This window comes from Streptomyces sp. NBC_01190 (assembly GCF_045039895.1).
Lineage (GTDB): Bacteria > Actinomycetota > Actinomycetes > Streptomycetales > Streptomycetaceae > Actinacidiphila.
Window position 1 is genome coordinate 4,813,345 of record NZ_CP108580.1, and the last position, 26,656, is coordinate 4,840,000.

At 72.2% G+C, this 26,656-nt stretch carries 21 protein-coding genes (1 of these 21 cut by a window edge); 10 read left to right on the plus strand and 11 right to left on the minus strand.

Going from position 1 to position 26,656, the window contains the following annotated elements:
• Window positions 1-5: 5 nt before the first annotated feature.
• From cseB to OG519_RS20120, 4 genes are all read right to left on the minus strand, one after another.
• Window positions 6-707, minus strand: a complete 702-nt coding sequence (gene cseB / locus OG519_RS20105; RefSeq protein WP_405585727.1) for a two-component system response regulator CseB — start codon at window positions 705-707, stop codon at window positions 6-8.
• Window positions 708-711: 4 nt separating this feature from the next.
• Window positions 712-1,554: a hypothetical protein gene (locus OG519_RS20110; protein WP_405585730.1), complete on the minus strand. Its 843-nt coding sequence runs from the start codon at window positions 1,552-1,554 to the stop codon at window positions 712-714.
• On the minus strand, window positions 1,542-2,072 hold the full coding sequence (locus OG519_RS20115; RefSeq protein WP_405585733.1) for a SigE family RNA polymerase sigma factor: 531 nt from the start codon (window positions 2,070-2,072) through the stop codon (window positions 1,542-1,544). The genes OG519_RS20110 and OG519_RS20115 overlap by 13 nt, the downstream gene beginning before the upstream one ends.
• 681 nt (window positions 2,073-2,753) lie before the next feature.
• Window positions 2,754-3,752, minus strand: a complete 999-nt coding sequence (locus tag OG519_RS20120) for an A/G-specific adenine glycosylase (protein ID WP_405585736.1) — start codon at window positions 3,750-3,752, stop codon at window positions 2,754-2,756.
• Window positions 3,753-4,033: 281 nt separating this feature from the next.
• Here OG519_RS20120 and OG519_RS20125 point away from each other — a divergent pair, with 281 nt between their 5' ends.
• Window positions 4,034-4,945, plus strand: coding sequence for a hypothetical protein (locus tag OG519_RS20125; protein WP_405585739.1), 912 nt, complete (start codon window positions 4,034-4,036; stop codon window positions 4,943-4,945).
• A 112-nt stretch (window positions 4,946-5,057) separates the two neighbouring features.
• Here the strand turns inward: OG519_RS20125 and disA are convergent, their stop codons facing one another.
• Both disA and radA read right to left on the minus strand, forming a co-directional pair.
• Entirely contained in the window at window positions 5,058-6,218 is a 1,161-nt protein-coding gene (gene disA / locus OG519_RS20130; protein WP_405585741.1) for a DNA integrity scanning diadenylate cyclase DisA, read from the minus strand.
• A 315-nt stretch (window positions 6,219-6,533) separates the two neighbouring features.
• Window positions 6,534-7,919, minus strand: coding sequence for a DNA repair protein RadA (gene radA, locus OG519_RS20135; protein WP_405585744.1), 1,386 nt, complete (start codon window positions 7,917-7,919; stop codon window positions 6,534-6,536).
• Window positions 7,920-8,100: 181 nt separating this feature from the next.
• Here radA and OG519_RS20140 point away from each other — a divergent pair, with 181 nt between their 5' ends.
• Window positions 8,101-10,062, plus strand: coding sequence for a BACON domain-containing protein (locus OG519_RS20140; RefSeq protein ID WP_405585747.1), 1,962 nt, complete (start codon window positions 8,101-8,103; stop codon window positions 10,060-10,062).
• Window positions 10,063-10,185: 123 nt separating this feature from the next.
• Here the strand turns inward: OG519_RS20140 and OG519_RS20145 are convergent, their stop codons facing one another.
• Window positions 10,186-10,971 carry a hypothetical protein gene (locus OG519_RS20145; protein ID WP_405592860.1) on the minus strand — a complete coding sequence of 262 codons (786 nt, stop codon included), beginning with the start codon at window positions 10,969-10,971 and terminating at the stop codon, window positions 10,186-10,188.
• A gap of 225 nt (window positions 10,972-11,196) precedes the next feature.
• On the opposite strand from OG519_RS20145, the gene OG519_RS20150 reads away from it, so the two are divergent.
• Window positions 11,197-12,201, plus strand: coding sequence for a Ppx/GppA family phosphatase (locus OG519_RS20150; protein ID WP_405585750.1), 1,005 nt, complete (start codon window positions 11,197-11,199; stop codon window positions 12,199-12,201).
• 150 nt (window positions 12,202-12,351) lie between these two features.
• On the opposite strand, the gene OG519_RS20155 is transcribed toward OG519_RS20150, so the two are convergent.
• The gene (locus OG519_RS20155; RefSeq protein ID WP_405585752.1) at window positions 12,352-13,167 is read right to left on the minus strand and encodes a sugar phosphate isomerase/epimerase family protein; all 816 of its coding nucleotides are present in this window, start codon (window positions 13,165-13,167) and stop codon (window positions 12,352-12,354) included.
• A gap of 616 nt (window positions 13,168-13,783) precedes the next feature.
• On the opposite strand from OG519_RS20155, the gene ilvD reads away from it, so the two are divergent.
• From ilvD to dnaE, 3 genes are all read left to right on the plus strand, one after another.
• Entirely contained in the window at window positions 13,784-15,637 is a 1,854-nt protein-coding gene (gene ilvD, locus OG519_RS20160; RefSeq protein ID WP_405585754.1) for a dihydroxy-acid dehydratase, read from the plus strand.
• A 121-nt stretch (window positions 15,638-15,758) separates the two neighbouring features.
• On the plus strand, window positions 15,759-16,775 hold the full coding sequence (locus OG519_RS20165) for a 2-deoxy-5-keto-D-gluconate 6-phosphate aldolase domain-containing protein (RefSeq protein ID WP_405585757.1): 1,017 nt from the start codon (window positions 15,759-15,761) through the stop codon (window positions 16,773-16,775).
• Window positions 16,776-16,951: 176 nt separating this feature from the next.
• A complete protein-coding gene (gene dnaE / locus OG519_RS20170) occupies window positions 16,952-20,503 on the plus strand; it encodes a DNA polymerase III subunit alpha (RefSeq protein WP_405585759.1) in 3,552 nt (1,183 codons plus the stop codon).
• 63 nt (window positions 20,504-20,566) lie between these two features.
• Here the strand turns inward: dnaE and OG519_RS20175 are convergent, their stop codons facing one another.
• Window positions 20,567-20,917, minus strand: coding sequence for a DUF2255 family protein (locus OG519_RS20175; RefSeq protein WP_405585762.1), 351 nt, complete (start codon window positions 20,915-20,917; stop codon window positions 20,567-20,569).
• Window positions 20,918-21,114: 197 nt separating this feature from the next.
• Between OG519_RS20175 and OG519_RS20180 the strand changes: the two genes are divergently transcribed.
• Window positions 21,115-23,265 carry a SpoIIE family protein phosphatase gene (locus tag OG519_RS20180; protein WP_405585765.1) on the plus strand — a complete coding sequence of 717 codons (2,151 nt, stop codon included), beginning with the start codon at window positions 21,115-21,117 and terminating at the stop codon, window positions 23,263-23,265.
• Between the two features lie 118 nt (window positions 23,266-23,383).
• On the opposite strand, the gene OG519_RS20185 is transcribed toward OG519_RS20180, so the two are convergent.
• The gene (locus tag OG519_RS20185) at window positions 23,384-24,019 is read right to left on the minus strand and encodes a GPP34 family phosphoprotein (RefSeq protein WP_405585768.1); all 636 of its coding nucleotides are present in this window, start codon (window positions 24,017-24,019) and stop codon (window positions 23,384-23,386) included.
• Window positions 24,020-24,316: 297 nt separating this feature from the next.
• Between OG519_RS20185 and OG519_RS20190 the strand changes: the two genes are divergently transcribed.
• Window positions 24,317-24,955: a hypothetical protein gene (locus OG519_RS20190; RefSeq protein ID WP_405585770.1), complete on the plus strand. Its 639-nt coding sequence runs from the start codon at window positions 24,317-24,319 to the stop codon at window positions 24,953-24,955.
• A 164-nt stretch (window positions 24,956-25,119) separates the two neighbouring features.
• Complete coding sequence (locus tag OG519_RS20195; RefSeq protein ID WP_405585773.1) at window positions 25,120-25,380, plus strand: GlsB/YeaQ/YmgE family stress response membrane protein; 261 nt, start codon at window positions 25,120-25,122, stop codon at window positions 25,378-25,380.
• 155 nt (window positions 25,381-25,535) lie between these two features.
• Here the strand turns inward: OG519_RS20195 and OG519_RS20200 are convergent, their stop codons facing one another.
• Entirely contained in the window at window positions 25,536-26,003 is a 468-nt protein-coding gene (locus tag OG519_RS20200) for a hypothetical protein (protein WP_405585775.1), read from the minus strand.
• 183 nt (window positions 26,004-26,186) lie between these two features.
• On the opposite strand from OG519_RS20200, the gene proC reads away from it, so the two are divergent.
• Window positions 26,187-26,656: the 5' portion of a pyrroline-5-carboxylate reductase gene (proC, locus tag OG519_RS20205; protein ID WP_405585778.1), read on the plus strand. Its footprint extends 382 nt past the window's final position; 470 of the gene's 852 nt are visible here — the first part of the coding sequence; it begins with the start codon at window positions 26,187-26,189; its stop codon lies beyond the right edge, outside the window.

Sequence of the window (26,656 nt, forward strand, 5' to 3'; positions counted from 1 at the left end):
CCGGCTCAGCCCCTGAGCTTGTAGCCGAAGCCCCGGACCGTCTCCAGCCGGTCCTGGCCGATCTTCGCCCGCAGCCGCTGCACATGGACGTCCACCACCCGCGTGTCGCCGCCCCACTCGTAGTCCCACACCCGCTCCAGCAGCCGGTCCCGGGAGAGCACGGTGCCGGGCGCGGCGGCGAACTCCAGCAGCAGCCGCATCTCCGTCGGGGTCAGCGCGAGGCGCTCGCCGGCCCGGGTGACCTCCATACCCTCGGGGTCGATCGCCAGGTCGCCGAAGGAGAGCGCTGCGTCCTTCTCCTCGGCGGCGGTGGCCCGGAACCTGCGCAGCACCGCCCTGATCCGGGCGACCAGCACCGCCGTGTCGAACGGCTTGGTGACGTAGTCGTCGGCGCCCGCCTCAAGACCGAGTACGACGTCGATGGAGTCCGCCCGCGCGGAGAGCATGATCACCGGCACCGTGGACTCGTCGCGGATCCGTCGGCACAGGCTGACCCCGTCCAGACCCGGCACCATCACGTCGAGCAGCGCGAGATCCGGCCGGTCGGCGCGGAAGGCGTCCAGCCCGGTGAGGCCGTCGGGCGCGGCGGTGACCTGGAAGCCGTCCCGCTCCAGGGCCAGGGTGGTGGCCTCCCGGATCACGTCGTCGTCCTCGACGAAGAGCACGTGGGTGCCGCGGGTGCCGTGGAGGCCGTGCAGGGAAGCCATCCGGTCAGTCTCCCGGCCCGGTCACCGACAGGTTGCGGGGGGTCTGCTGCCGGGCCGCGGCGGGCGGCGTCGGGGTCGGGGTCGGCGTGGGCGAGGGCGCGGCGGTCGGCTCGCTCGTGGGCCTGACCCGCGCCGTGCCGGCGGACGCCGAGGCGCCGGTGGTTCCCCCGGCCGGCAGCTCCGGGTCGAGCAGCCCGGACTTCGGCAGCGGCACCGGCGCCGTGGAGGTCGGCTCCGGGGAGGCGGTCGGCGAAGGCGCCCCGAAGTCGGTGAAGGAACGGGCGCTCTGCACGAAATGGTCGGTCCGCCACACGTACGTGGTGGACTCCTCACCGGTCGGGTACGCGAGCCCGCCGTCCGTCGGATACGTGTCCGTGTCGTCGTCCCGGTAGACCTCGTGGATCACCACCAGCCGGCCGTCCGTCACACTCCCGTACACCGGCGCGCGCTCGTCGGCGAAGACCCGGCGGTACTTGCCCGCGGTCATCCGGTACACATAGGCGGCGATGCCGAGCCCCTCACCGCAGGTCGTGATGTTGACCACCAGGTCGGGGCCGTCGCCCGCGGTGAGCTCGCCCGCGTCGGTCTCCATCGGATAGTCGCTGCCCGGGCAGGGTGCCAGATCCTTGCGGACACCGGCGCTGACCCCGGCGTCCCGGCGGACCATCCCGGCCAGCGCCGCCGGGTCGGAGGCGATGGCGGGCGCCGCGGCGGGCGAGGTCTTGAGGGTGACCTTCGGCGCCGGCCCCTCCCTGCGGACTCCGGTGGCGCTCGCCGCACAGCCGGAAACCATGACGCACGCGCAGGTCAGCGCGGACGCCACGGCGATCGGCCCTAGGCGGCGCACACATCCTCCTGACGGGTGTATCCGTAACTGCCGTGCTCCAGCTCATGGCGCAGCCGGGCCAGCGCCCGGTGCAGGGTGCTCTTCACGGTACCCGTGGACATACCGAGCGCGTCGGCGGTCTCCTCGGTGCTGAACTGGCGGTAGTGGCGCAGCACCACCACCTGCCGCTGCTTGGGGGCGAGCACCTGGAGCGCGTCGCGCAGCATCTCCCGGTCGGCCCGCTGCTCGGCCCCGTCGTCCACACTGGCGTCCGGCAGCTCACCGGTCGGCACCTCGTCGAGTTTGCGGCTGCGCCACCACTCGGTCCTGGTGTTGATCATCACCCGGCGCATGTACGCGTCGGCCAGCGATTTGTCGGCGATGCCGTCCCAGTGCGAGTACGTACGGACGAAGGCGGTCTGGACGAGGTCCTGAGCGTCGGTGGGGTCGGGCACCAGCCGCCGCGCACTGCGCAGCAGGGCGTCCTGCCGGGTGCGCACGTACTCCTCGAACTCCAGTACCGCGCCGCTCGCCGCCATATGGTGCCTCCACCCCTCGCGTTCGCCTTCTTGCGCCCGGCCCCCGGATCACCCCTTCACGGGTCCCGACGGCCGACGCTTCGACGCTACGGAGCGGATGTTGGGCTTTCGCCATGACCAGCCTTCGGCAAACGCACAGCAACCCATCAATCCTGTAACGGGGCCCTTCTTTGCCGCCCCCTCGCCGCCGGGCACCCTCCACCCGCAAGGTCAGCCGGCGCGGGCGCCCCCGCCCAACCCCCGTCGGCGCGCCGCCCACCTGACGCGGGAGGGGCCGGTCCTTGGGTTCACTTTTCTGCGGGGGGTTCGCCGATAGCCAGCGAGCCGAAGGGCGCGCTGGTGTCGAAATGGGGGTCCCCCCGGACGGAGTCTGGGGGAGAACGCGCGGAGGTCCTGAGTGGGGGTTCCCCCGCCGAAGGTAGGGGGAGAGGGGTCGAGCACCAATGACCGTCGGCACCGGGTCTGAGCGGCCGGAGGCGAGAGGGCGGCAATAAGGGCCAGGGCGGTGCCCATACCCAGGCGGCGCCCACCATGGGGCACCCTCACCTAAGGCAGCACCCACCCTGGGGCACCCGTGCGCCAGACGGCCCCCACCCAACGGCACGTTGACCGTCCCGGGTCCGCCCGGGGTTCGCGCCGCCGACAGTTGGGCGGCCCGCGGCGAGAGGGCACCCCACCCCCCTACCGCGGGAGGCGGAACTCGTCGTTGTCCAGGGGTTCGACCAGGCCGTCGGTGACCAGGCCGTCCAACGCGCGGGAGCGCTGAATCGGTTCCGGCCACACCGCGTCGAGCGCGGACTTCGGTACGGGGCCCGGGGACGCCCGCAGGACGGCCAGCAGCCGGCCCCGCACCTGGCGGTCGGTGCCCGCGTACGCCTGCCCCTTGCGCGGCGGGCCGTCGTGCGCGGGCGAGCCGGCGAGCCGCCAGGCGCAGCGTGACGCCACCGGGCAGGCCCCGCACGCGGGGGAGCGGGCTCCGCACACCAGCGCGCCCAACTCCATGGTGGCCGCGGCCCAGCGCGCCGCGGTCGCCTCGTCCGCGGGCAGCAGCGTGGCCGCGGTACGCCGCTCGGCTGCCGTCGTCGCGTTCGGCGGGTACTCCACACCGGTCACCACCCGCGCGAACACCCGCCGTACGTTGGTGTCGAGCACGATGTGCCGCCGCCCGTAGGCGAAGGACGCCACCGCCGCCGCGGTGTACTCGCCGACGCCCGGCAGCGCGAGCAACTCCGCGTGGTCGTGCGGGACTTCGCCGCCGTGCTGGTGCGCTATGGCGGTGGCCGCCGCGTGCAGCCGCAGCGCGCGGCGCGGATAGCCGAGCCGGCCCCAGGCGCGGACCGCCTCGCCGGGCGCCTCCCCGGCCAGATCGGCCGGTCGGGGCCACCGGGCCAGCCACTCCGCGTGCACCGGGAGCACCCGGCTCACCGGGGTCTGCTGGAGCATGAACTCGCTGACCATCACCGACCAGGCGCCGGCGTCGGGGCGGCGCCACGGCAAGTCACGGGCATGCCCGTCGAACCAGTCGATCACCAGGTCGTGCAGCGCGGCCACGGCGGCGGGCAGCGGCGCGGCGGCCGGCGCCGCTTCGACCGCGGCCGCGTAGGGGGACGCGGCGGTGGACCCGCGGGCGGACCGTGAGGACGGCGTGCGTGCGGCGGTGGCGCGGAAATCTGTGCTCATGGCCATCCGATCCTCGCACACGTGGCGGACGTCACCACAACGCGCGGCGACTGACAGCGACCACTCAATACCAGTGAGCGACACCCGGGCATAACCCGAACATCACCCGAACGTGCCCGATTACCGATGGTGACCGCCCGCCTCCGTCCCGATGATCACCCGGTGACCGAGCGGTGTGGATCCGGCCGCGTAAACGTGATGATCGGCAAAGACCGTAAGACGAGCGGCGGGTGATGCGGCGGCAGACGGGTGATCTCCCCTAGAGTTCCTCTGTGGGCTCAATGCGCAATCCCGTCGGACCTCTGCCTTCCACCATCTACTGGCGGCGGCGGGTCATCGCGCTGTGCGTGCTCGCCCTGGTGGCCCTGATCGTCTTCTGGGCGGTCAACTCGGGCGGGGGCGGCGGCGGAAACGGTTCGGGAGCGCCCACCGGCTCGCACACCCCGGCGGCCACCATCACCGCGGGTCCCGCGCCCTCTGGCACCCACATCGGCGGGCGGCCGGGCGGCCGGGACACCTCGCCCGGCGGCGACGGCTCCCCCACCGGCGGTTCGGCCACCGGCGGTACGAGCGGCGGCGGTTCGGGCGACACGGCGGGCGGCGGCACGGCGGGCTCGGCCGGCGGCAACACCGGCGCCGGCGGTACCACCGCGGGTGCCGGCTCGGCGGCCGGCGCCTCCTCGGGCACCACCTCCGGTGCCTCGGCGGGCGGCGTGGCGGCGGGCGGCGGCGGTACGGCGGGGGACTCCGACGGCGCGGGCTCCGGCGGCCAGGTGCTCGCCGATCCCTCGCTCCCCGACTGCGCGTCCGGCGCGGTGCGGATCTCGCTGGCCAGCGAGCAGAACTCCTACTCGCCGGGCGACACCCCCGCGTTCGCGCTGCGGGCCACCAACAGCGGTGCCATCACCTGCAAGATCGACTTCGGGCCGACCAAGGCGGTCTTCGGCATCACCAAGGCCGCGGACAACAGCCATGTCTGGGCCTCGAACGACTGCCCGACCAGTGGTTCCCACCTGCTCGAGGTGCCCGCGCACAGCTCCACCACGTACACCCTGCGGTGGAACGGCAAGACCAGCTCGCCGAAGTGCGCCAAGCCCAAGGGCCAGCAGGCCGCGCCGGGCACGTACTTGATCCAGGCGACGCTGGCCGGTTACGGAAGCAAGCAGGCCTCGTTCGTCCTCTCACAAGACTGAACGCCGACGGACCTAACTCCACAGGGCTGAACCCCGACGGACCGACCCCCGCGGGGACGAGCCCCGCTGGAACGAACCCGGTGGGGCCGAACCCCCGTCAGCCCGCGCCGCGTCAGACGTAACGTTCCAGGATCGAGGACTCCGCGAGCCGCGAGAGCCCCTCCCGGACCGACCGGGCCCGCGCCTCGCCGACGCCCTCCACCGTCTGAAGGTCGTCCACGCTCGCCGCGAGCAGCTTCTGGAGCCCGCCGAAGTGGTCCACCAGCCGCTCTATCACGGCGTTGGGCAGCCGCGGCACCTTCGCCAGCAGCCGGTAACCCCGCGGCGAGACCGCCGAGTCCAGCGACTCCGGCGACCCGGTGTAGCCCAGCGCACGGGCCACCGTGGTGAGTTCGATCAGCTCGTTCTGCGGCAGCGTGTCCAGCTCGGCGAGCGCCTCCGCCACCGTACGGCTCCGCTTGGCGGTGGGCTCGGGCACGTAATCCCGCGCCACCAGGTCCCTTTCCGGCTCGACCCCGGCGATCAGCTCATCGAGCTGGAGCGACAGCAGCCGGCCGTCGGTACCCAACTCGATCACGTACTCGGCGATTTCGGTGGCGATCCGGCGCACCATCTCCAGCCGCTGGGCGACCGCCGTGACGTCCCTGACGGTGACCAGATCCTCGATCTCCAGCGCGGAGAGCGTGCCGGCCACCTCGTCGAGCCGCAGCTTGTAGCGCTCCAGGGTGGCCAGTGCCTGGTTGGCCCGGGACAGGATCGCCGCCGAGTCCTCCAGCACGCGGCGCTGGCCGTCGACGTACAACGCGATCAGCCGCATCGACTGGCTGACCGAGACCACCGGGAAGTTGACCTGACGGCTGACCCGGTCGGCGGTGCGGTGCCGGGTGCCGGTCTCCTCGGTGGGGATCGCCGGGTCGGGCACCAGCTGCACCCCGGCCCGCAGGATCTTGGTGATGTCCTTGTCGATGATGAGCGCGCCGTCCAGCTTGCACAGCTCGCGCAGCCGGGTCGCGGTGAACTCCACATCGAGGACGAAGCCGCCGGTGCACAGCGACTCGACCGTCTTGTCCATGCCCAGCACGATGAGGCCGCCCGTGTTGCCGCGGACGATCCGTTCCAGGCCGTCGCGCAGGGCGGTGCCGGGCGCTACGGCGCTCAGCGAGGCGCGCATCAGCCCGCCGTCGGCCCCGGGACCTCCGCCGGACCTGCCGGCGGAGTCCCCCGCTGCCCTTCGGGCCGGGTTCGTGCCCCCTGCCCGGTCGTTGGCTGCCACCTTGCAATCCTCCGCTAGCTTCGGTGCCCACTGCCGACTCGGCGGGAGGCGAGACCAGGGCAAAGTTTACGTCGTCCGCGCCGCGAGACGCGGAGATGAGGACTCCGCCGGAGGTGGTAGGGGTTGACACCGGCGGTGTCTGAGGCCCTTTTCTGCTGCTTGCGATAGGGGCGCGGCTCAGGCGCCGTGGGGGAGCGGGCGGGTGGTGCGAGGAGCGGGTCATATTGCGCCCGGCGGGAGTTGAGCGCCGGATTCTCAAGGGCCGGGGCCGGTACGGTCCGGTGGTCCGGGGCTCCCCGGACGCCTCGCCGCCAGCTATGAGCGGGGCGACCGCTGGGGCAGCGCGCGCAGTGCGTCGCTGATGTCCGAGACCTCGATCACCTTCATCCCGGCCGGGATCTTGCCCGGGTCCGGCGGCACCAGCGCGTGGGTGAAGCCGAGCCGGTGTGCCTCCGACAGGCGGCGCTGCACGCCGGTGACCCGCCGGACCTCGCCGGCGAGACCCACCTCGCCGACCGCCACCAGGTTCTTCGGCAGCGGGGTGTCGATGGCCGCGCTGGCCAGCGCGAGCGCCACCGCGAGGTCGGCGGCCGGTTCGGAGAGCTTCACCCCGCCCACCGTCGCCGTGTAGATGTCCTGCTTGCCGATCGACTTGATCCGGCCGCGCTGTTCCAGCACCGCGAGCATCATCGACACCCGCGAGGTCTCCAGGCCGGAGGTGGTGCGGCGCGGCGAGGGGATCTGGGTGTCCACGGTCAGCGCCTGCACCTCGGCCACCAGCGGGCGGCGGCCCTCCAGGGTCACGGTCAGACAGGTGCCGGGCACCGGCTCGTCACGCCGGGTGAGGAAGAGCCCGGACGGGTCGGCCAGTCCGATGATGCCCTCGTCGTGCAGTTCGAAGCAGCCGACCTCGTCGGTCGCCCCGTACCTGTTCTTGATCCCGCGGATCAGCCGCAGCCGGGCATGCCGGTCGCCCTCGAAGCTCAGCACCACGTCCACCAGGTGTTCGAGCAGCCGTGGGCCGGCGATCGCGCCGTCCTTGGTGACGTGCCCGACGAGCAGGGTGGACATCCCGCGCTCCTTGGAGGCCCGGATCAGCGCGCCCGCGACCTCGCGGATCTGGGCCATGCCGCCGGGCGCGCCGTCGATCTCCGGGGAGGCGACGGTCTGCACCGAGTCGAGCACCAGCAGGGCCGGCTTCACATCGTCCAGGTGGCCGAGGACCGCCGACAGATCGGTCTCGGCGGCGAGATACAGGTGGTCGGCGAGCGCGCCGATCCGGTCGGCCCGCAGCCGCACCTGCGAGGCGGACTCCTCACCGGTGATGTAGAGCGTGGGGGACTGGGCGGAGGAGGCCTTCGCCGCGACGTCGAGCAGCAGGGTGGACTTGCCGACGCCGGGCTCGCCGGCCAGCAGCACCACGGCGCCGGGGACGAGGCCGCCGCCCAGCACCCGGTCGAGCTCCGGCACGCCGGTGGAACGGGCGGTGGCCTGGCGGCCGTCCACCTCGCCGATCCGCTGGGCGGCGGTGGTGACCCGCCCAGGCGCGGTGGTCCTGATCGCGGGCGCGCCGCCGAACGCCTCGATGGTCCCCCAGGCCTGGCATTCCCCGCACCGCCCGAGCCACTTGACCGTGGTCCAGCCGCATTCGGCGCAGCGGTAGGAGGGACGGTCCTTCTGAACGGGCTTACGGGTGGCCATGCGGTTCACCGTAGTGGGTGGGTACGACAAGGGGGCGGTCCCGTCCAGGTCGGAGGACACGCGTATTCACTCGTCCGAGGGGTGCTCATGTCCCCTTATGGGGCAGATCGCTACCCATAAGGATTAAAGTCAGCCCGGAACGTCGAGTCGGAGGGCCTTGCGGGCCTACCGTCGCCCGGTGATGAGCAGGCAGGAGAGCCCCACCCAGAGCACCGGTGCGCACCGCAAACACCGGGCGCCGACCGGTCGCGCCCGGAGCGAGCGGGACGGCGAGCGGGATCGCGACAGGGACGGCGAGCGGGATCGCGACAGGGACGGCGAGCGGGATCGCGACAGGGACGGCGAGCGGGATCGCGACAGGGACGGCGAGTGGGCCGGCCGCGACACCGGCCGTGCACCCGGCCGCGACACCAACCGGGCCGCACGCGAGGCCACTTGGGACGCCGCTCGCAACGGCGCCCCCGACGGCGGAGCCGATGCCGTCCGCCGATCCGCCCGTGCCACCGCCGGGTCCGCGCGGGACGGCAACCGCGGCCCCCGCGCGTCGGCGCAGCGGCACCGCCCCCAGGGCACGCTGCCGATGCAGCCGCCCGCCCACTACGAGCCGTACCTGGACGGCCTGTTCACGTACTGCCTGGCCATCCTGTGCGAGCACGACGCCGCCACCGCCGCCCTCGGCGAGGTGCTGGCGCTCGCCGAACGCCAGCGGGCCAAGCTGCGCGACCCCGAGCTGCGGCGGCCCTGGCTGTACGCGCTCGCCCGGTGGGCCTGTCTGCGGCGGCTCGCCGCGGTCCCGGCCGCCGCGCCGGTTCCTTCCGACGCGGAGGCCGAGCGGCGCCGGGCCCAACTCGCCGCGCTCGCCTGGCCCGAGGCGGCCGGCACCACCCCCGAGCAGCGCGAGGCGCTCGAACTCGCGGTCCGCCACCAGTTGCCCGCCCGCGAGGTCGCCCATGTGCTGGGCCTCGAACCGGAGGCGGCCAGGGCGCTGCTGGCCCGGGCCGCCTGCGCGGTGGAGCGCACCCGCACCGCGCTCGCCGTGGTGGACACCGGGCGCTGCGCCGCGGTCGCCCAACTCGCGGGCGGCGCGGCGGTGTCGCTCGGCCCGGCGCTGCGCGGCGAACTCGTGCGGCACGTGGACGACTGCGAGGTGTGCCGGCGCACCGCGGAACGGGTCGTGGCGGCGGGCCCCTGGCCGGGCGCGGCCTCCGAGGGGGCGGCCGCCGCCGCCGTGCTGGCCCTGGTCAAGGCGTCCCGTTCGGCGGCGTACGCGGCGCTGATCGGCGCCATGGACGCGGGGTTCGGCCGGGTGCGTGATGTGACGCCCCGCTTCGACCGGCGCGGCTTTCCGCTGGACCTGAAGGACCGGGCGGCGCGGCGGGCCCAGTTGCGGCACCGCGCGGTCACCGGCGCGGTGGTCGCGGCCGTGGTGGCCGCACCCGTACTGGCCCTGTGGGCCGCCTGCCGGGCGGCGCCGCTCGGGGACGACCAGCACGGTTCCGGCGGCCGCGCCTCGGCCAGCGAGCCGGACGGGCTCGACGGGCTCGACGGCGTCCCGTACGAGAAGGCGGGCAGCTCCCGGCCGTCCGGGCAGCCCGATAGCGGCGCGGGAGCTTCGGCGTCCGGCGTCCCGGCGGTCACCACCGTCGCGGTCTCCTCGTCCGCCGCGGCACCGCCCCCCGACGGCTCCGGCTATCTCACGGTCACCGCCCGGGCCAGGGCGGGCACCATGCTCATCACCCTCACCGCGGACGGCGCCACCCCGGTGCACTGGGAGGCCGGCACCTACGCCTACTGGCTCCGCTTCTCGGCGCACGGCGGCACGCTGAAGCCGGGCGAGTCGATCACGCTCGGCGTCACGGTGGACCGCGGCCTGGAACCGGCCGGGTCCTGGACCGCGGCGATCCGCTTCTCGCCCGGCCACACCACGGTCACCCTCCAGGGCACCTCGCCCCGCGCCGTACCGCGGTCGTCCCCGTCCCCGACCGCACCCGCGAGCCCGGTGCGGACCTCGCCCACCACCCCGCCGCCGACCACGCCCGCCACCACCGCCCCCACCACCCCGCCGTCGGACACCCCGTCGCCCACCCCGAGCACCCCCGCACCGACCACCGCGGAAGCGGAACCCTCCCCGACCACCTCCTGACCGCCGCACCCGCCCTTGCGCCCACCCCGCCCACCCCGTCCCCCGGTCTCCCCGTATCCCCCCGCGCCGAACACCGGGCCACCGGGGCGGCCGAGCGGGCGCGGTCGGGAGGGGCCGCCGCGGTCAGGAGATCAGCGGCAGCAACGGAAGCACCGGGTCCGCCGGGTGCGGAGCCACCAGCGGCTGTCCCGTCGCCCCCAGCCGCGCCTCGCACAGCGCGGCCAGCTCCGCGTACGCCGCGGGACCCATCAGCTCGGTCAGCTCGGGCCGATAAGAGACGTACACCGGCTCCCCCGCGCCGTGCGCGGAGCTGGCCGAGGTGCACCACCAGTGCAGATCGTGGCCGCCGGGGCCCCAGCCGCGCCGGTCGTACTCGCTGATCGACACCACCAGCACCCGGCTCTCGTCCGGCCGGTCCACCCAGTCGAAGGTGCGCCGGATCGGCAACTGCCAGCAGACGTCCGGCTTGGTCTCCAGCGGCTCACGCCCCTCGCGCAGCGCCAGCGCGTGCAGCGCGCACCCCTGGCCGCCGGCGAAACCGGCCCGGTTGGCGAAGACACAGGCGCCGTCGACCACCCGGGTCTGCCGCTCGCCGTCCTCGTTCTCCTCCGCCCAGAAACCGTCGGGTCCGGCCCCCTTCGGATAGAACTGCCAGGTCTCCGGGGTGAGCCGCGCGACATGCTCGGCGACCCGCTTCTCGTCGTCGTCGTCGGAGAAGTGCGCGCCGAGCGAACAGCACCCGTCGGCGCCGTGCCCGGCCACGATGCCCTGGCAGCCGCTGCCGAAGATGCACGTCCAGCGCGAGGTCAGCCAGGTCAGGTCGCAGCGGAAGAGCTGCTCCTCGTCGGCGGGGTCGATGAACTCCACCCACGCCCGCGCGAAGTCCAGCTCCGCCTCGTCGCTCTGCACGACCTCCGCCCTGCTCTTGCCGCCCCGGTTGCCGTCGCCTCTGCTGCCGCCCTTACGGGTCTTCACCTTCGCCACGCGCCCAAGGGTATGTCGTACGACCGGAATGCGCGGAATGCCGCAACCGGTCTTTGCCGGACGCGTCGCCTCGACCGGGATTCCCGCGCCGGGGGACCGTCTTCCCGGGCCCTGCCCCGCCCCGGGCCCGGCTGGCGCTAGCGTTCCTCCATGCGACTCGGCGTACTCGATGTGGGTTCCAACACCGTCCATCTGCTGGTCATGGACGCGCACCCGGGTGCGCGTCCGCTGCCCGCCTACTCGCACAAGGCCGAACTGCGGCTGGCCGAACTGCTCGACGCCCAGGGCGCGATCGGCGCGGCGGGGGTGGAGCGGCTGGTGGCCACCGTCGCGGACGCGATGCGGGTGGCGGAGGACAAGGGCGTCGAGGACGTGCTGCCCTTCGCCACCTCGGCGGTGCGGGAGGCGGCCAACGGCGAGGAGGTGCTCGCCAGGGTCGAGCGGGAGACCGGCGTCCGGCTGACCGTGCTGGCCGGGCCGGACGAGGCCCGGCTGACCTTCCTGGCGGTACGCCGCTGGTTCGGCTGGTCGGCGGGACAGCTTCTCGGCCTCGACATCGGCGGCGGTTCGCTGGAGATCGGCTTCGGTATGGACGAGTACCCGGCGACCGCGGTGTCGCTGCCGCTGGGCGCGGGCCGGCTGACCAACGACTGGCTGCCCGGTGATCCGCCCAAGCACCACGACGTACGGGCGCTGCGGCGCCATATCCGCACCGAGATCGGCCGTACGGTGGCGGACTTCGCCAAGCTGGGGCGGCCGGATCTGGCGGTCGGCACGTCGAAGACCTTCAAGCAGTTGGCACGGATGGCGGGCGCGGCCCGCAGCGCGGAGGGGCTCTACAAGAAGCGCGTGCTGGAGCGCTCCTCGCTGGAGGAGTGGGTGCCGCGGCTCGCCGAGATGAAGGTCGAGCAACGCCGGAAACTCCCGGGCGTGTCGGAGGGGCGGGCGCGGCAGCTGCTCGCGGGGGCGTTGGTGGCGGAGGCGGCGATGGATCTCTTCGAGATCGAGGAGCTGGAGATCTGTCCGTGGGCGCTGCGGGAGGGGGTGATCCTGCGGAAGCTCGATGTTTTGGCAGGGGGGCCGGCGAACGGGGGGCCGGAGACGGTTGAGGAGGCGGGGCGGGGGGTTGCTGAGGTGGGTCGGCGAAAGGGTTGAGTTTTTGCGGGGGCTGGGGTGCGAGTCCGTTCGGGCCAGCCCCTTGCGGTTGTTTCCGGACCGCCCGTCCGGTCGGGGTTGCTCGCGCAGTTCCCCGCGCCCCTGGTTGGCACCCCGAGACGTATCGCTGGTGGGGACCCCGAGGGGAATTCAGTGGGGGAGGGAGGGGGTGGTGGCTAGGTGGAGGCGGGTGAAGGCGAGGGCCTCGGCCAGGTCGGTTTCGCGTTCGGCGGCGGACATGGCGCGGCGGGTGTTGACCTCGACGACGATGTGGCCGTCGAAGCCGGAGCGGGCGAGGGATTCGAGCAGTTCGGCGCAGGGCTGGCCGCCGCGGCCCGGTACGAGGTGCTCGTCCTTGCCCGAGCCCGCCCCGTCCGCGAGGTGGACGTGCGCGAGCCGGTCGCCCATCCGCCCGACCATCGCCAGCGCTTCCACCCGCGAGGTCGCGGTGTGCGAGAGGTCGACGGTGAAGTGCCGGTAGTCGTCCTTGCTGACGTCCCAGTCGGGGGCGTACGCGAGCATCTCGCGGTCGCGGTAGCGCCAGGGGTACATGTTCTCGACGGCGAACCGTACGTCCGTCTCCTCGGCCATCCGCCAGATGCCGTTGACGAAGTCCCTGGCGTAGCCGCGCTGCCAGCGGAAGGGCGGGTGGACGACGACGGTCGAAGCGCCCAGCCGGTCGGCCGCCTTCCTCGCCCGCTGGAGCTTGACCCACGGGTCGGTGGACCACACCCGCTGGGTGATCAGCAGACAGGGCGCGTGGACCGCGAGGATCGGGACGCGGTGGTAGTCGGAGAGGCGGCGCAGCGCGTCCACGTCCTGGCTCACCGGGTCGGTCCACACCATCACCTCCACCCCGTCGTAGCCGAGGCGGGCGGCGATCTCGAACGCGGTGGCGGTCGACTCCGGATACACCGACGCGGTGGACAACGCGACCTTCGCGTCGGGCACGCGAACCGGGCTCATGTCCTCCGTTTCGCGGTCCTGCCGCGTCTCGCCTCGTCGTCCCACGCCCAACAGCCTACGGCGCCACCCCCCACCCCACCCGCCCCGCCTGTGACGCGCGCCCCGCGTCCGGGCCAAGCCCCCTCAGGGGCGCGAGGAACTGCGCGAGCAACTCCCCACCGGCCGTAGGGTCCGGATCCGGCCGCAAGGGGCTGAACGCACGGCCCCCGTCAGGGGGCAAAGAACGCCGCCGGCCCGAGCCCCGTCAGGGGCGCGAGGAACTGCGCGAGCAACCCCCACCGGCCGTAAGATCGGGCCCCAGCCGCAAGGGGCTGGACGGAACGGTCCCGCACCCCCACCGGGAGAAGGTCGGGCCCCAGCCGCAATGGGCTGGACGTCCCGCACCCCCCACCGGACAGAAGGTCAGCCGCAAAGGGCTGGACGGAACGGGCCGGTCACCCCCCACCGGACCATCCCAAATCCCGGACCCCCCGTCCAAATCCTGACCACAGGCGTACCCTCTTCAGCACGCCCCGCCCCCGGCGGGAACCCGCCAGGCCCGGCGCCAGCCGAGCCGCGGGGCCCGCCGCGCCCAGCGGCAAGCCACCCGCCAGCGAACCCCAAGGGAGTGGACCCCGTGCCCGAGCTGAGGTCACGTACCGTCACCCACGGCCGCAACATGGCGGGCGCCCGCGCGCTGATGCGTGCCTCCGGCGTCGCCAACGCCGACATCGGCAAGCCGATCGTCGCGGTCGCCAACAGCTTCACCGAGTTCGTACCCGGCCACACCCACCTCCAGCCGGTCGGCCGGATCGTCTCCGAGGCGATCCACGCGGCCGGCGCCGTCCCCCGCGAGTTCAACACCATCGCGGTGGACGACGGCATCGCCATGGGCCACGGCGGCATGCTCTACTCCCTCCCCTCGCGCGACCTGATCGCCGACTCGGTCGAGTACATGGTCGAAGCCCACTGCGCCGACGCCCTGATCTGCATCTCCAACTGCGACAAGATCACCCCCGGCATGCTCATGGCGGCGCTGCGGCTCAACATCCCGACCGTCTTCGTCTCCGGCGGCCCGATGGAGGCCGGCCGGGCCACCCTGGTCGACGGCACCGTCCGCAAGCTCGACCTGATCAACGCGATCTCCGACGCCGTGAACGAGAACGTCTCCGACGAGGACATCCTGCGGATCGAGGAGAACGCCTGCCCGACCTGCGGCTCGTGTTCCGGCATGTTCACCGCCAACTCGATGAACTGCCTCACCGAGGCGATCGGCCTGGCGCTGCCCGGCAACGGCTCGGTGCTCGCCACCCACACCGCCCGCAAGGAGCTCTACCAGCGGGCCGGCACCACCGTCGTGGACCTCGCCAAGCGGTACTACGAACAGGACGACGCCTCCGTACTGCCCCGCAACATCGCCACCGCCGCGGCCTTCGAGAACGCCATGGCGCTCGACATCTCCATGGGCGGCTCCACCAACACGATCCTGCACCTGCTGGCGGCGGCGCAGGAGGCCGAGGTGACGTACGGCCTCACCGAGATGGACGAGGTGTCCCGCCGGGTGCCGTGCCTGGCCAAGGTCGCGCCGAATGTCGCGCCCGGCGGCACCTACTACATGGAGGACGTGCACCGGGCCGGCGGCATCCCGGCCATCCTCGGCGAGCTCTACCGCGGCGGCCTGCTCAACGAGGACGTGCACACCGTCCACTCCGCCTCCGTCAAGGACTGGCTGGAGACCTGGGACATCCGCGGCGGCTCCCCGTCCGACGCGGCCGTCGAGCTCTTCCACGCCGCCCCCGGCTGCGTCCGCTCCGCGCAGGCGTTCTCGCAGTCCGAGCGGTGGGACACCCTCGACACCGACGCGGCCGGCGGCTGCATCCGCGACATCGACCACGCCTACTCGGCCGACGGCGGCCTCGCCGTGCTACGCGGCAACCTCGCGGTCGACGGCGCGGTGGTCAAGACCGCGGGCGTCGACGAGTCCATCTGGACCTTCGAGGGCCCGGCCGTGGTCTGCGAGTCGCAGGAAGAGGCCGTGGACAAGATCCTCCGCAAGGAGGTCACCCCCGGCGATGTCGTCGTCATCCGCTACGAGGGCCCGCGGGGCGGCCCCGGTATGCAGGAGATGCTCTACCCCACCTCCTTCCTCAAGGGCCGCGGTCTCGGCAAGTCCTGCGCCCTGATCACCGACGGCCGCTTCTCCGGCGGTACGTCCGGGCTCTCCATCGGCCACGCCTCGCCCGAGGCGGCCTCGGGCGGCACCATCGCCCTGGTCGAGGACGGCGACCGGATCCGGATCGACATCCCCGGACGTGTCATGGAACTCCTGGTCCCCGAGGCCGAGCTGGCCGCCCGCCGGGCCGCCCTGAACGGCGTCTACGCCCCCAGGAACCGCGAGCGCAAGGTCTCCGCGTCGCTGCGCGCGTACGCGGCGATGGCCACCAGCGCGGACAAGGGCGCCGTCCGGGACGTCAGCAAGCTCGAAGGCTGAGCTTTCCCGGAGCCTCCCGGCGTCTCCCGGCCTGGCGTCTCGCGGTGCGGCCGTGCGGCAGCCGTGTTTGGCTGCCTCTGGCGGTATCGCGCCGCGCGCCGGACCCGCAGAGGAGACTTCGATGACCGACCAGAACAGCGCGTCCCGGGCGTCCGGCGCGGCCGGTGCGCGGGCCGGCGGCTCCCTCTTCCTGCTGGCCATGGACCACCGGGCCTCGCTGGCCCGTACCGTCTACGGCATCGAGGGCGAACCCGGACCCGCCCAGGTCGGGCTGATCGCGGCGGGCAAGCGGCTGGTCTTCCAGGGGCTGCTCGCCGCCGTCGAGGCCGGCGCCGACCCGGCGCGCACCGGGGTGCTGGTGGACGAGCGGTACGGCGCCGACGTGGCCCGCCGGGCGCGCGAGGCGGGCCTGACCCTGGCCATGCCGATCGAGCGCTCGGGGCAGGACTGGTTCACCCTGGAGTACGGCACCCTCGGCGAGGACCGCTGGCTCGACCACGTCGAGGAGTTCGACCCCCGCTACGTCAAGGTCCTGGTCCGCGACAACCCCGCCTTCGACGCCGACCGGCGCCGCGCCCAGCAGGACGACCTGGCCGTCGTCACCCGGGCGCTGCACGACCGCGGCCGATCCCTCCTGGTGGAGCTGCTGGTGCCGCCCACCGACGAGCAGAAGGGCCACGACCACCCGGGCCATCCGGACGGCGACTACGACACCGAGGTACGGCCGCGGCTGACCCGGCAGGTCATCTCCGAGATGCAGCGGGCCGGGGTGGAGCCGGACATCTGGAAGGTCGAGGGCCTGGACAGCGCCGAGGACGCCGCCCGGGTGGTGGCCACCGCCCAGCAGGGCGGGCGCGACGCGGTGCGCTGCATCGTGCTCGGCCGCGACGCGCCCCCCTCCGTGCTCGACCGGTGGCTGTCCGTGGCGGCCGGCGTCACCGGCTTCGAGGGGTTCGCGATCGGGCGCAGCATCTGGGAGCAGCCGCTCGCCGACGAGCTGGCCGGCAGCGTCTCCGAGCGCGGCAGCGTGCACGAGATCGCCGACCGCTATCTGCGCTACGTCGGCGTCTACACCGACCACACCGACCACACCGCCCACACTGCCCACGCTGCCCACACCGCCCACCGGACCGAGTGACGCGGGCCCATCGAAGGACCCGCCGAGGGACGCGCGGAAGGACCCGCCGGAGGACGCGTAGAAGGACTCTGAAGGACCCGTGAAGGTCGTCCAGAAGGTCGTCGTGCGAGCCGACGAAGGGGTCGCCGGAGGGATAGGGTGGAGGCTTCCCGCGTCCAGCCCGGAGGTGCCTCCCGGTGTCCGACAGCTTCGTCCACCTGCACAATCACACGCAGTTCTCGCTCCTCGACGGCGCCCAGAAACTGCCCATCCTCTTCAAGAAGATCGAGGAGGAAGGGATGCCGGCGGTCGCCATGAGCGACCACGGCAACATGTTCGGCGCCTATGAGTTCTTCCAGGTGGCGAAGAAGACCCCGGTCAAGCCGATCATCGGCATCGAGGCGTATCTGGCGCCCGAGTCCCGCCGCTACAAGAAGCCCGTCTTCTGGGGACCCGGCGGTCAGCGGGCGGTGTCGGACGACGGTGAGGGCAAGGACGTCAGCGGTGGCGGCCGCTTCACCCATATGACGATGTGGGCGGAGAACGCCGCCGGGCTGCGGAACCTCTTCCGGCTCTCCTCCCTGGCCTCGTACGAGGGCTATTACAGCAAGCCCCGGATGGACAAGGAGCTCATCGCCGAGCACGCCGGCGGCATCATCGCCACCACCGGCTGCCCGTCGGGCGAGGTCCAGACCCGGCTGCGGCTCAACCAGTTCGACGAGGCGCTGAAGGCCGCCGCCGAGTACCAGGACATCTTCGGGAAGGACAACTACTTCCTCGAACTGATGGACCATGGGCTCGACCTCGAGCGCAACGTCCGCGACGACCTGATGCGGATCGCCCAGCAGTTGGAGATCCCGCTGCTGGCCACCAACGACTCGCACTACGTGCACGAGCACGAGTCCGACGCCCACGACACCCTGCTCTGCATCGGCGTGGGCAAGAACAAGGACGACCCCAACCGGTTCCGGTTCAACGGGTCGGGCTACTACATCAAGACCGCCGCCGAGATGCGCCGGCTCTTCGCCGAGCTGCCCGAGGCGTGCGACAACACCCTGCTCGTCGCCGAGCGCATCCAGCCGTACGACGAGGTCTTCACCTACGTCGACCAGATGCCCCAGTTCGACGTGCCGCCGGGTGAGACCCAGGAGTCGTGGCTGCGCAAAGAGGTCATGATCGGCCTGGAGCGCCGTTACGGCACGCCCATCCCGGGCGAGGTGATGGAGCGGTTCGAGACCGAGATGAAGGTCATCGGTCCGATGGGCTTCTCCTCGTACTTCCTCGTGGTCGCCGACATCTGCAAGTACGCGCGGGACAACGGCGTGCCGGTCGGTCCTGGCCGTGGTTCCGCCACCGGCTCGCTGGTCGCGTACGCCACCCGGATCACCGAGCTGGACCCACTGGAGCACGGCCTGCTCTTCGAGCGGTTCCTGAACCCCGAGCGGATCAGCCCGCCCGATGTCGACCTCGACTTCGACGACCGCCAGCGCGACCGGATGGTCCGCTACGTCACCGAGAAGTACGGCGAGGAGTTCACCGCCCAGGTCAACACCTTCGGCACCATCAAGGCCAAGGCCGCGATCAAGGACTCCTCCCGGGTGCTCGGCTACCCGTTCGCGATGGGTGACCGGATCACCAAGGCGCTGCCGCCGGACGTGATGGGCAAGGGCATCCCCCTCGAAGGCATCTTCGACTCCGCCCACGCCCGCTACGGCGAGGCGGGCGAGGTCCGGCAGATGTACGAGAACGAGCCGGACGTCAAGAAGATCATCGACATGGCCCGGGGTATCGAGGGCCTGGTCCGCACCACCGGCGTCCACGCCTGCGCGGTCATCCTCTCCAAGACGCCACTGCTCGACCTGATCCCGCTGCACCGGCGGGACAAGGACGGCGTGATCATCACCGGATTCGACTACCCCAGTTGCGAATCCATGGGCATGATCAAGATGGACTTCCTGGGCCTGCGCAACCTGGGCATCATCGATCACGCCATCAAGATCATCAAAGAGAACCGGGGCATCGAACTCTCCACCGAGAGCATGCCGCTGGACGACAAGAAGACCTACGAACTGCTGGCCCGGGGCGACACCCTCGGCGTCTTCCAGCTCGACGGCGGCCCGATGCGGCAGTTGCTGAAGCTGATGGAGCCCACCCGATTCGAGGACATCGCGGCGGTGCTCGCGCTCTACCGGCCGGGCCCCATGGCGGCCAACGCGCACACCAACTACGCCCACCGCAAGAACGGCCGGCAGGCGATCGAGCCGATCCACCCGGAGCTGCGGGAGCCGCTGGAGCCGATCCTCGGCACCACCTTCCACCTGCTGGTCTACCAAGAGCAGATCATGGCCATCGCCCGGCAGTTGGCCGGCTACACGCTCGGCGGAGCCGACGTGCTGCGCCGCGCGATGGGCAAGAAGAAGCCGGCCGAACTGGCAGCCCAGTGGCAGAAGTTCCACGACGGTATGGAGGGCAACGGGTACTCCGAGGAGTCCATCAAGGCGCTGTGGGACGTCATGCTCCCGTTCTCGGGTTACGCGTTCAACAAGTCCCACACCGCCGGCTACGGGCTGGTCTCCTACTGGACCGCCTACCTCAAGGCCAACTACCCCGCCGAGTACATGGCCGCGCTGCTCACCTCGGTCGACGACGACAAGGACAAGGCCGCCATCTACCTGGCCGACGCCCGCAAGATGGGCGTCAACGTGCTGCTGCCCGACGTCAACGAGTCGGTGGCCGACTTCACCGCCGTCGGCGAGGACGTGCGCTTCGGCCTGAAGTCGGTGCGCAACGTGGGCCACGGCGTCATCGAGTCGATGGTGGAATCCCGTAAGGCCAAGGGCAAATACGCCTCGTTCGCCGATTTCCTCCAGAAGTCGGAGATCAACGCCCTCAACAAGCGCGCCGTGGAATCCCTCATCAAGGCCGGCGCGTTCGACAGCCTCGGGCACACCCGGATGGGGCTCTCGATGGCCCATGACACCGCCATCGACGCGATCATCCCGGTGAAGAAGGCCGAGGCGTACGGGCAGAACGACCTCTTCGGCGAACTCGACGACTCGGCCGACAACTCCTCAGGGTTCGGCCTGGACATCGCCATCGGCGAGAGCGAGTGGCCCCGCAAGCAACTCCTCGCCATCGAGCGGGAGATGCTCGGCCTGTATGTCTCGGCCCATCCGCTGGACGGCGCCGAACACATCCTGGCCCGCAACCGCGACACCTCCATCGCGGACCTGGTGAGTTCGGGGCAGACCCAGGGCGTGGTCAAGATCTCCGGTCTGATCACCGGTGTCGAGCGGCGGATGACCAAACAGGGCAACGCGTGGGCGATCGTCCATCTCTCCGACCGTGACGCCTCGATCGAGGTCTGCTTCTTCCCCGCCTCCTACCAGCTCGTCCAGCACGCCCTGGTCGAGGACAGCGTCGTGGCGGTGACCGGCCGGATCAACGACCGGGACGGCTCGATCAACATCGCCGGCCAGGAGATCCTCGAACTCGACATCTCCTCGGCCGAGTTCGGCGGCAAGCCGCCGGTCCAGCTCTTTCTGCGCGCACACAAGGTGAGCCCGCCGGTGATCGGCGAACTCCGCCGCATCCTCGCCGCCCACCCCGGCGAGACCCCGGTCCGGGTCCGCGTCCAGGGCCGCGAGAAGACCACCGTCTACGAGCTGGGTTTCCTCGTCAACCACGAGACCATCGCCTCGGAGATCAAGGGCAGCTTCGGCCAGGAGACCTGGCTGGGCGTCGCCTGACCTCCACACCCGGCGGCGCCCGCGTGGGCGTCGCCTGACCTGCACCCGGTGGCGCCCCGCGTATCAGCGCGGGGTCAGCCGCATGGTCAGGGCGCGGATCTCGGGGGCGAGGAGGTCGGAAAGGTAGGGGCTGCCGGCGAACTTGGCCCGGTAGGCGTCGTCGACCTTGCCGACGGTCGTCTCGTCGTCGACGTTGTCGATCGTCACCAGATAGCGCTCGTCGCCGTCGAACAGGGCCCGTCCGGCCCGCTGGACCCGGCGGTACCACTTGGAGTCGGGACCGTAGGCGCTGCGGATGTACGGCACGCCGTCCACGACGACCGACCAGATCGGCGTCACGACCTCGCCGCCGTCGGCACGCTCGGTCACGATCCGTACGGTCTCGGTGTTCGCGAAGTAATCGATGGCAGTCATGGTCGCATCACCGTCGCATCTTCGCCCGGCCCTGATCGGGGCCGCTTCATACCGCCGACCGTGGGCGTGGCCGCCCCGTCCGGCGCTGGTGAGGACCACCGACCTCCGCCCGCGCCGCATCAGGCGCAGACTGGGAACTGGAGGAGGACAAAAACCCGCAAAACATGTGCAAGTGCATCAACCGATGGGATGCAGGTATGGCCGAATCCATCAGAGGGACGCCGTGGTCGGCCCAGGAGTCCCTGGGCCTGGTCGGGACGGCGGCCGCCGTGATCGACGCCGGGGGAACCATCCTCGGGTGGACCGACGCGGCGGAGCGGACGCTGGGCCACCGCGCCCAGGACACGGTCGGCCGTTCCGCCGCCATGCTGCTGGTCAACAGCGACACGGTCACCGAGCTGGCCACCTGGGGCGCCCGCACCGACCGGCGTGAACCGTGGTCGGGCGTGGTCCAGCTCCGCCGCAAGGACGGCACCGACACCAGGATGATGCTGGAGGCCTCCCCGCTCTTCGGCAACGGCAGGACCGACTGGTTCGTCACGGCCACCGGCCCCACCAGCTCCTCGTCCTGGGCGCCCGCCCGCTCGACCGTCTCCCAGGCCCTGCTGGCCCGCTCGCCGGTGGGCCTGTCGATCTGGGGCCTCGACCTGCGCTGTATCTGGATGAACAGCGCCGCCGAGCGGCAGGACGGCATCCTCCGCCGGCAGCGGCTCGGCCGCCTGATGACCGAGGTACAGCCCGGCAACGCCGGCAGGGCGATCACCGCGGCGATGCGGCAGGTGCTGGCGAGCGGCGAGCCGATCGTCGAGCGCGAGTACACCTGGAAGATCCCCGGCGAGGAGGACGAGCGGGTGCTCTCCGCCTCCTACTTCCGGCTCGACGGCGCCGACGGCAAACCGATCGGCGTCGTCAACATGGCCACCGACCTGGACAAATCCCGGGCCCGCCAGCACCTGCTGCTGCTCGGTGAGGCCGGCAACCGGATCGGCACCACCCTCGACGTCATGAAGACCGCGCAGGAGCTGGCGGACGCGGCGGTGCCGCTGCTCGCCGACTACGCGACCGTCGACCTCGGCGAGACGGTCCAGTTCGGCGAGGAGCCGCTCCAGCGCATCCCGAAGAGCGGCGCCAGCATTCCGATCTTCCGCCGGGCCGGCATGTCCTCGGTCCACGAGGGCGTCCCCGAGTCGCCCTGGCGGGTCGGCGAATCCGTCTACGTCTCCCCGACCTCACCCTTCGCCCGCGCCCTCTTCTCCGGTGAGGTCCACTTCGAGCCGGTCCTCGACTCCTCACCCGGCAGTTGGCTCGCCCAGGAACCCGAGCGCGCGCCGACCGTCGAGGAGATCGGCATGCACTCGCTGATCATCGTCCCGCTCCAGGCCCGCGGCACGGTCCTCGGCGAAGCCGTCTTCCTGCGCTCGGAGAACAAGACGCCCTTCTCCGGCGACGATCTGCTGCTCATCGAGGAACTCGTCGGCCGGGCCGCGCTGAGCCTGGACAACGCCCGCCGCTACAGCCGCGAACGCGCCGCCTCGGTGGCCCTCCAGCGCAATCTGCTGCCGCACAACCTCTCCGGCGGCGGAGCGGTGGAGCTGGCGTCGCGGTATCTGCCGGCCGACACCCACGAGGGCGTCGGCGGCGACTGGTTCGACGTGATCCCGCTGCCCGACGCCCGGGTCGGCCTGGTGGTCGGCGACGTGGTCGGACACGGCATCAACGCCGCCGCCCTGATGGGCCAGCTCCGGACGATCATGCGCACCCTCGCCGACCTCAACCTGCCGCCGGAGGAGCTGCTCGGCCGGCTGGACCGGCTGGTCCTGCTGATGACCGAGCAGGAGGACGGCGACGAGGGCTTCGGCGGCCCGGTGATGAGCTGCACCTGCGCCTACGCGATCTACGACCCGGTCAGCCGGAGCTGCACCATGGCCTCGGCGGGCCACCCGCCACCGGCCGTGCTCTACCCGGACGGCACCGTCGCCGTCTCCGCGGTGCCCGCGGGCCCGCCCATCGGTATGGGCATCCGATCGTACGAGTCGCTCGCGGTCGAACTGCCGGAGAGCAGCGTCATCGCGCTCTACACCGACGGCCTGATCGAGACCCGCACCGCCGACCTCGACGCGGGCCTCGACCGGCTCTGCTCCGCGCTCACCTGTCCCGGCTCCTCACTGGAGCTGCTCTGCTCGCAGGTCATCGGCAGGATGACCCCGCACCTGTGGGAGAAGGCGCCGCCGGGGCAGCCCGGCCGGCCGACGAGGACGCGCAAGCCCTCCGAGGACGACATCGCCCTGCTGCTGGCCCGCACGCTGGTGCTGACCCCGGAGGAGGCGGCGCTGCAAAGCCGGATGTGAGGGGGGCGGGTCTGCCCGCGGTCGGGGGCGGGGACCCTGGGGACCCTGGGGCCGTTGGGGACGCGTGGCGTACGGCCGTGGTGGCGGCCCGGTCCCGTAGAGCTGTCCGCTCCCGGCGTCAGTAGCCGCGGCGGTAGTTGGTGACCGCCGCGTCGTTGAGCTTGCTGGCCCGCCGCTGCCGCTCCTCGGCGAGTTCGGCCACGGCGTCGGTGACGGCGCTGATCACGGCGGCCGCCGCCTGGTCGGTCACCTCGGGGGAGTCCGCGGTCCGCTTGTCGTAGATACCGGCCGCCGCCGCGAGGGCCGCGAGGATCGGCTCGTCCGCCGCCCACCGCCGGTCGGCCCGCCGCCGGGCGGGGGTGTCGACCAGCACTTTCCGGCTGGTCCAGAAGATCCCCCAGCGCCGGTCCCGCTGCCGGCTGAGCTGCCCCTCCGCCTCGAAGGCGGCCAGATAGGCGACGGCGAGCCCGCGGCCACGCCGCCACAGCCACTCACCGACCGGTTCGTAGGGCACCTCGCGGACCACCGCGGCCAGGCCCTCCGTCAGCAGCCGGTCGTCCGGCAGCGTGACATCCGCCAGGTCCACCGTGTCCGACGGCACCACGCGATCGTGCTTCAGCTCCACGGCCCGCGCCCGCAGGAATTCGATCAGCTCGGCGCCGGCCAGCGCGAGCGACAGATCACCCGGCTCCACCGGCCGACTGGACGGCATGTCCATGGCCACCATCAACAGGTCCCGCGGTGTGGTCGTCACGGTTCTTCGCCACCCTCTCGTCCTCGGGGTCCGGCCCGGTGTGCGGGCCCGTCCCGAGTACCGTCGCGACCTCGGCGAGCGCCGGCTTCACGCCCTCGATGTACGGGTCGGCATGCCTCTCGCCGCCCATCGTACTCGGTGGATGTCGGCTGCTCCGGGGACAAACCCCTGTCGGAGCGGTTGCCCGCGGCGGCGGTGGGGGGCGTGGACGGGCGCCTGGACCCGGTTGGCCGAAGCGGGGTGCCGTACCGGTGTCGCCACCGTGGATATCGGACTATAAGGGACATAATCGCGGACGTGAGCGACAGCAAGGCGGCGAAGCCGGCCAACACAGCGGACACGGGCGACGCGGCGGGCCCAACGAGCGTGACGGGCGTGACGGGCGCGGCGGAAATCGGCACCGTCACAGGTGCGGCCAAGGCGCCCGGGGCCCCTGACACGGCGAAGGCCTCGACCGCGCCGCCCCAACCGGAGCCGATCCGCCTCTTCGGTACGAGCTGGGTGGCGCACGACCGCGGCTACGGCATGCGGCGCGTCGCCGTCGCGATCGGCTCCCTGCTGGCCGCCCTGGCGGGCGCGCTGGCCCTGGGCTTCGGCTTGATGGGCCTGGTCCGCTACGGCCCCGGCGTGACATCCCTCGGCGTGGCCGGCTTCGTGGCCTGCGCCGTCCTCGGCTTCTCCCGTACCTGGAAAGGCTTCACCCGGCGCCGCCCGCCCGCCGGGCACCACAGCACCTCCTCGTCCGCCTCCTCCTCCACCAGCCTCTACGCCCTCGGCTTCGTCGGCACCCTCTTCGCCTACTTCCTGCGCACCTTCACCGAGGCCCCGGGCGAGGGGCTGCGCCGCGCCGAATACGAGGCGGCCCGCGCCGACCACGCCCGCCGCCGCGCCGCCCGCTCCGGCAACCCGGCCGCCGCCGACCCCCGTTCGACCTGATGGCGCCCCCGTCCTGACCCGCCTGGACCGGCCGGGAGCCACGCCGCCGCTGACCGCGCGGACTTGGCCGAGCTCTTCGATCGGATGGTGGCATGCCGGATTCGAACAGGGGCATACGGACGTCAGGTTCCTGATGACGGGGACATTGGGCAATTGGAGGCGTCATGTCGTTCCTGTGGGCCATCATCGCGGGCCTCATCATCGGTTTGCTGGCGAAGCTCGTCGTACCGGGCCGCAACCCCATTCCGCTGTGGGCCACGATCCTCGTAGGTATCGTCGGCGGTCTCGTCGGCAACTTGCTGGCCAGCGCGTTCGGCGTGGCCGACACCAACGGGGTGGACTGGGTCAGGCACATTCTCCAGATCGGTGTCGCGGCCGTCCTGGTCGCCTTCGTCACCCCGCTCTGGAGCCGCCGCCGCGCCTGACGACACCCACGCGCGGCATGAGCCCGCGGAACACCAGGGGAACACCAGGGGATTACGCAAACTGTCGAGTGCCGCCATCCGCAAGCCGGACGGCGGCACTCGACGTTGGGGCGGGTGGCGGGCGCCGGGGGTGGCTCCGTCGCTGACGGCACCTCTCAGCGGCGTGCCGCCGCCACCGAGCCGACGACGCCGACCACGGCCGCCACCAGGGCGGCGTGCCACAGGCCGGTCCAGATCGTGCTGAAGAGGCCCTGGCTGGTGAGGACCTGGCGGATCACCAGGTCGGTGCAGAACATCGCCGCCGCCGGCACCGCCGCGACCCGCCACGGGTGGGCGCGGGCCCACCGCTTGATCCGGTGGTCGCGCCCGGCGCCCCGGCTGGTGTAGCCGAGGACCGACCCGGCGCCGCCGACCGAGAAGAACAACAGCGCGGCGACCGACACCGCACCGGTCAGGATGCCCAGGCCGAAGTGCCCGTGCACCACATGGAGCGCCAGCGACACACCGCCCCCGAGCGCCCCGACAACGGCCGCCGGCCGCCAAGGTCCGAGCGTCACCGACGCCACGGCCAGGTGCCGCTGCTCCGAGACCGATACCGCGCTACTACGGGATGAACGACTCATACCGTCAACGGTCCATCCCCCCGCCACCGAACGCCATAGGGGATGACCCTGGCTTTTCCCTTTCACCCTCCCCTCCCCTCTCCTCCCCTCCCCCCCGCGCACCTTCACTTCCGAAGGGCACGCCCCTCATCCCGGCACCTGGACGTTCCACCCGCCACCACCTGTCGCTGGAAAGATGAGCGCATGACCCCGCATACGAACGACCCGAGCCACCACACCCCCGCCGCCGGGCGGCAGAAGGTCGCTGTTCTCGGCACCGGGAAGATCGGCGAAGCGCTGCTCTCCGGGATGATCCGGGCCGGCTGGGCGCCGGCCGATCTGCTGGTCACCGCGCGCCGCGCGGACCGCGCGGAAGAGCTTCGCGGGCGGTACGGCGTCTCGCCCGTCGGCAACGCCGAGGCCGCCAAGACCGCGGACACCCTCATCCTCGCGGTCAAACCGCAGGACATGGGCGCCCTGCTGGAGGAACTCGCCCCGCACGTGGGCGCCGACCGGCTGGTGATCAGCGCCGCCGCCGGTATCCCCACCACCTTCTTCGAAGAGCGCCTCGCCGACGGCATCGCGGTCGTCCGCGTCATGCCCAACACCCCGGTGCTGGTCGACGAGGGCATGTCCGTCATCTCCGCCGGACGCCACGCCGGCGAAACCCACCT